Origin of the sequence: Okeania sp. SIO2F4 (genome assembly GCF_010672385.1) — a bacterium.
Lineage (GTDB): Bacteria > Cyanobacteriota > Cyanobacteriia > Cyanobacteriales > Microcoleaceae > Trichodesmium.
In genome coordinates this window covers 1-5,356 of sequence record NZ_JAAHGT010000678.1, presented here as the reverse complement: position 1 = coordinate 5,356, position 5,356 = coordinate 1, and the positions used below count along the sequence as shown (strand labels likewise).

Here is a 5,356-nt window from a genome sequence, read left to right as displayed (position 1 = left end):
ATAGGTTGCTTTGCGTAAGTCCTAATTATACTAATTTGAAAAAAGAATGTTACAAATGAGCAACTGGAAATCCTTATCAGGTAAAGATTTTGCCATAGCAGCCACTTTTAAAATTGGTATTACATATAAACCTGGTTTGTATTAAATCCTCTACCATAATGATATCTGCCTTCCACAAACCCGGTTTCTGATAACATTCCAGGAACGGTGCAGTATGCTAATTTCTGAGGAAGAAATCTTCTGCTTCTAAAGACGGAGTATTTGTCAAAGTTGCAAATCGACCGCCACTTCCGAAACTAGCTGTGCTACCATTGGGATTATAGAACAAACGACCATTGCTACTGTTGTAGACAATAACCGCATCAGACGTTGCTGCTTCTTGGTTGTTCTCAACTATAGCAAATTCATCTGCAATCCTAAACCCAGTTCCTGAGCTGCTATCAATAGCAGTGAAAGTAGTCAAGTCTAAAAGAATAATGTCTCCCTGTGTTTGGGAAAAATCTGTAATTTCGTCTATACCAACATCCTCTGACTGAAATTCCTCATTGGTATTAAAGATAAAACGGTCTATACTCCCACCCCCAATGAGTGTATCATTGCCAGAGCTACCATTAAGGCGATCGCGACCAATACATCTCAATCAGGATTTACGCAAAATATGAAATTATGTACTACCTATAAGGGTGAATGCCATTCGCCCCTACTAAATGTGTTGATTATGCGTAAGTCCTGTAAATAACAAATTTACTCAACCCGTGGTCTAATACCATAATGACGATACCGCAAATAATCTTGAATAATGCGGTCGTGGTCAAAACAAAGATTTGTAGGAATTTGCCAAGGTTCAAACACAGCTAAATTTTTCGCATCATCTGCTGCTTTCGGTTCCCCAGTAGCAGTGGCAATAAATACCACACTCATCGTATGCTGACGGGGGTCGCGCTTGGGGTCAGAATAAACATACAATAGTTCTATTAATTCTACTTCTAAACTTGTCTCTTCTTTTGCCTCTCGTCGCCCTGCAGTTTCGACAGATTCTCCATAGTCAACAAACCCACCAGGAATTGCCCAACCAAAAGGTTCGTTTTGCCGTTCAATCAGTACAATAGGTCGTCCTGGTCGGTTGATTAATTCAATAATAGTGTCAACAGTGGGAGTGGGATTACGATAGGCCATGTTAATTTTTGAGAGACAATCATATTGAATTTTATCTGTCTTGATAACAATTGCCAAGAAATTTTAGATTTTAATTATTTACTTATATTATCTCCGGTTGAACAGTTAGAAATAATTAGCGAGAAGTCAAAGGGGCAATTCATAAATTCCCCCTACTAGAAGGAGATGGAAGCAAGAAGATATAAGGAGCAGGAGAGAAAGTTTTTTTTCGCGTAAGCGGAACGGAATTCTATCACTAATTCCGCGAACATGATATTAGTTATCAGCTTTTGCAGAGTTATCATAATGTTACAAATTCATAAGTACATCTTGACTTATTATGCTATAATAAATAATAATGAGAAAGAAGTTTTAATACCTGGTAGAAAATACTTCATCAAAAATAAGCAAATAAGAAGATAGTTCCAGGTATATAGAAATAAATTTCTCTTCTCACCATGACAACACAGAAAGAATTTTATTCCAGAACAGGAGGTGGTTTCATGTCTACTATTACCTATACTCAGAAAAAATATACTGTCATTCATACTGACCCAATATATACTGAGAAAAAGTATACTCTCATCCAGACTGAGCCAGAAAAGTATAAGCAGATCAAACCGAAGAAGAAGCATTTAAAAAAAAGAGCACAGATCAAACCGACAGGAAAAGCTGAAGAAGATTTAATTGATTCATATTTTGATAAATCAGAGCATGAATCTTTTCAGCATTTATTGGTTAGATTTATTTATGGATTCGTCCTTCCTCTGTAATTGTTAATATTTTTATTGAGCAAATTTTATGTTCATTTAACTAGCACTAATTTAATAATTTACCAAACCTTTTGTAGTGCCTAAATGTAGTAGTTATCAACTCAGGGCGGACTTCATTAATGGATAATGGATAATGGATAATTAGCTCTCCCTTTTAGGAAGAGGATTGACGCTCCGCGTGAAAATTTTTTCTTGTTTCTTCTTTAAAGGAGAGGCTTTAAACCTGAATTTTTCGGTAAATAAAAATAAATAGTATTCAGCTATAGGAATCCTATTTAAGTTGTTAATATTTTGGTAGCAGGGTCGAGTTGCCATTATTCCCTACAGCAGTCAGGAGTAGTAGGGGCGATTTCCTACGGAATGCTCCGCAAACGCGAATCGCCCATAAGATTAAACCTAAAACTTACAAACTTCTTCAAGCTTTTTCCAAGGGGGCCATTGTTAAGCCAGCGCGACTCAACTGCTGATGGTACAATTCTGCTTGTTCTAGAGGTCCAACCCAGACGATCGCCTGACCTTCGTTATGAACCTGGTGAGTAAGTTCCCAAGCAAGATCGCTTGTCATGCCAGGAATATATTTTTGTAGACATTCAGCGACGTGCTTAAATGTATTTACATCGTCATTCAGAACAATGACTTTGTAGTTGGGATATGGCTTATTAACAACTTGACCAGACTGTTTAGGAGCAAGAGTTGCAGATGAACTACCCCCTCCTCCAACTGCTACAATTCTTCTGATGGAATTTTCAGGACTCATACTACTATTCTGCTTCATAAAACTGATACAAAGCGTCACATAACGTCACTTCTTGATGTTTACTTCCTGCTGTACGGACGTTGTATAACAAAAATGCGAACGTCCCTAAGGCCGTTGGCGGTTACTCATCCACAGGCATTGACGGTTAAGCCAACCGCATCTTATCAGTCTATACTTATATTTAAGTCTTTGTCAATAAACATCAGAAACTCGTTACAAATATGTAAAGAGAACTAGGGTATTATATCGCTAAATTGCGCAAATTCTTAACTAAGTCGAAACTCCTTTATAAATAAATAAAATTACAAAATTACATTTGGATGATTTATACATATTTTAGCTGGTTAAGGAACCACTATAGCGCTACGCGCAAGTCAGAAGTTAGAAATAATCCCTGACTAGGTTTAAGCATTTATAAAAATCCTAACTAATTAACTTAGTGCTATATAACTATTTCTAAGTATTCAACCCAACATGAGCTCGCTGATATAGCAACACATTTAGAGCGCGGACATTGGTAAATCCTATTGGCACAGAGAGCATTTGGGCAGCGAAAATTCACTCAGAGATTACTTTTAACTTTGAAATTGCCACGGCGCAATGACACCAAAAATCACTAAAAACAATTATTCAATCCAATTCTTTGCTCTACTAACAGCTTTTTGCCAAACGACAAAACTCTCCTGAACTGATTCAACATTTTCACTAGGATTAAATACCTGCTCGACTTGACTATTACTCACCAATTTCTGATAATCATCCCACAAACCTATTGTCAAACCAGCAGCAAAAGCAGCACCTTGAGCTGTAGCATCAATAAAAGCAGGGCGCTCAACCGGAATACCCAACAAGTCTGCCTGAAATTGCATCAAAAAATTATTTTGAGAAACTCCACCATCAACCTTAAGATTTCCTATGGAAAACTCGCTATCCTTATTCATAGCATCCACAACCTCTTTTACCTGAAAAGCGATCGCTTCCAAAACTGCCCTAACCATATTTTCTCGGGTCACACCCCCAGTAATTCCCAGAAAAGCACCGCGAGCATTCATATCCCAGTGAGGTGCACCAAGACCACTTAAAGCAGGTACAAAATAAACACCATTAGTATCTTTTACTTCTAGCGCCAAAAGTTCACTTTCTGCTGCGGAGTCAATAAGTTTCATCCCGTCGCGCAACCACTGAAGACAAGCTCCCGTCGTAAACATTGCTCCTTCTAGGGCGTAAGTTGCTTTAAGTTTACCGTTTGCTTCCTGAGTCCAAGCTATAGTTGATAAAAGTTGATTTTGAGATTTAGTCAGACTATCTCCAGTATTTGCAATTAAAAAATTACCTGTACCGTAGGTACATTTTGACATTCCTGGTAAGTTGCAACCATGAGCAAATAAGGCTGCCTGTTGGTCTCCTAAAACTGTAGCGATGGGAATTGAAACCCCGAATAAATCTGCTTTGGTATTACCGAATATACCGAAACTAGGTTTAATTTCTGGCATTATTTCTCTTGGTATTTGAAACAGGTCTAATAATTCCTGATCCCAATCTAGAGATTCGATATTCATTAACATTGTACGACTGGCGTTACTATGGTCGGTGGCGTGAACTTTTCCACCAGTTAGTTTCCACAAAATCCAAGTATCGATAGTACCTGCTAAGATATTTTTGGGGTCAATATTGAGTTTTTCTCGCTTCATCCAGTCTAGCAACCAAGATAGTTTAGTAGCAGAGAAATAAGCATCTAAAATTAATCCGGTGCGCTGATGAATTTTTTCTGCTTCACCTTTTGCTGCTAATTCTAGACATAAGGTTGTAGTGCGACGGTCTTGCCAAACGATAGCTTTATGGAGGGGTTTACCTGTGGTTTTATCCCAGAGGAGACAAGTTTCTCGTTGTACTGTTAAACCGATAGCTTCTACCTTTGAGGCAGAAACACCAGTATCTCGGAAAACTTGCTTTATAATTGTATAAGTGTCTTCCCAAATTTCTTCAGCATCATGTTCTAACCAACCCGGATATGGATAATATTGAGTAAGTTCTTTGTAAGTTTGACCGACACTAGCACCTTGAGAGTTGAATAATATTGCTCGGTTGCCTGTTGTACCAAGGTCTAGAGCAAGAATATATTTTTCTGTATCTGTAATCATCATACTGTTTCACAGAAGTTAAAAGTCAAAATTTCTTGTATGAACTGAAAACTTTGGCGTTGGTAAATCAAGAGATGAAACTTTCAGAGTTATCCCCTTATGATAACTCTAAATGTTTAACCAGAGTAAGTAATGGGTATCACCCCTGCTAGAAAATCATCTTACTAATTACCAACGCCAAAACTTTAGTTGATAATAAGGTAGTCCTGCATAGTAATGGTAGATGGGGATGAACAACGTCGCTTCATGGTAGCAAGATGCTCCCACTGCGATAAAATTGAAATCCTTTACAGTCAATAGTTTTGACTTGAGCTGATAGCTGAATGCTTAAAGCAATACTTATTTTGATTTACCATAATCACTGGTATTTTGACTAGGATTTTTAACTTTTCTTATTACTTGGCAAAATTAGCGATCGCCTATTTCGATTCTTGTATAGCGCTACTTGAATCGGGAATAGGGAATAGGTATGGAGGGAATAGTAAACGGTTAAAAGGTTTCAGGGTTTAGAAATGTCAAGAGCCTTAATG

5 protein-coding genes are annotated in these 5,356 nt (G+C 37.7%); 1 reads left to right on the top strand and 4 read right to left on the bottom strand.

What is annotated here, in order from left to right; translation table 11 throughout:
* Positions 1 to 217: 217 nt before the first annotated feature.
* Together F6K22_RS30305 and F6K22_RS30300 are read right to left on the bottom strand one after the other, a co-directional pair.
* A complete protein-coding gene (locus F6K22_RS30305) occupies positions 218 to 640 on the bottom strand; it encodes a calcium-binding protein (RefSeq protein ID WP_293106757.1) in 423 nt (140 codons plus the stop codon).
* Positions 641 to 744: 104 nt separating this feature from the next.
* Complete coding sequence (locus F6K22_RS30300) at positions 745 to 1,176, bottom strand: NUDIX domain-containing protein (RefSeq protein WP_293106761.1); 432 nt, start codon at positions 1,174 to 1,176, stop codon at positions 745 to 747.
* Between the two features lie 437 nt (positions 1,177 to 1,613).
* Between F6K22_RS30300 and F6K22_RS30295 the strand changes: the two genes are divergently transcribed.
* Positions 1,614 to 1,928, top strand: a complete 315-nt coding sequence (locus F6K22_RS30295; protein WP_293106754.1) for a hypothetical protein — start codon at positions 1,614 to 1,616, stop codon at positions 1,926 to 1,928.
* A gap of 415 nt (positions 1,929 to 2,343) precedes the next feature.
* Here F6K22_RS30295 and clpS read toward each other — a convergent pair whose 3' ends face one another.
* Entirely contained in the window at positions 2,344 to 2,685 is a 342-nt protein-coding gene (gene clpS, locus F6K22_RS30290; RefSeq protein WP_293106751.1) for an ATP-dependent Clp protease adapter ClpS, read from the bottom strand.
* 626 nt (positions 2,686 to 3,311) lie between these two features.
* Positions 3,312 to 4,826: a glycerol kinase GlpK gene (gene glpK, locus F6K22_RS30285; protein ID WP_293106760.1), complete on the bottom strand. Its 1,515-nt coding sequence runs from the start codon at positions 4,824 to 4,826 to the stop codon at positions 3,312 to 3,314.
* Between the last annotated feature and the right edge of the window lie 530 nt (positions 4,827 to 5,356).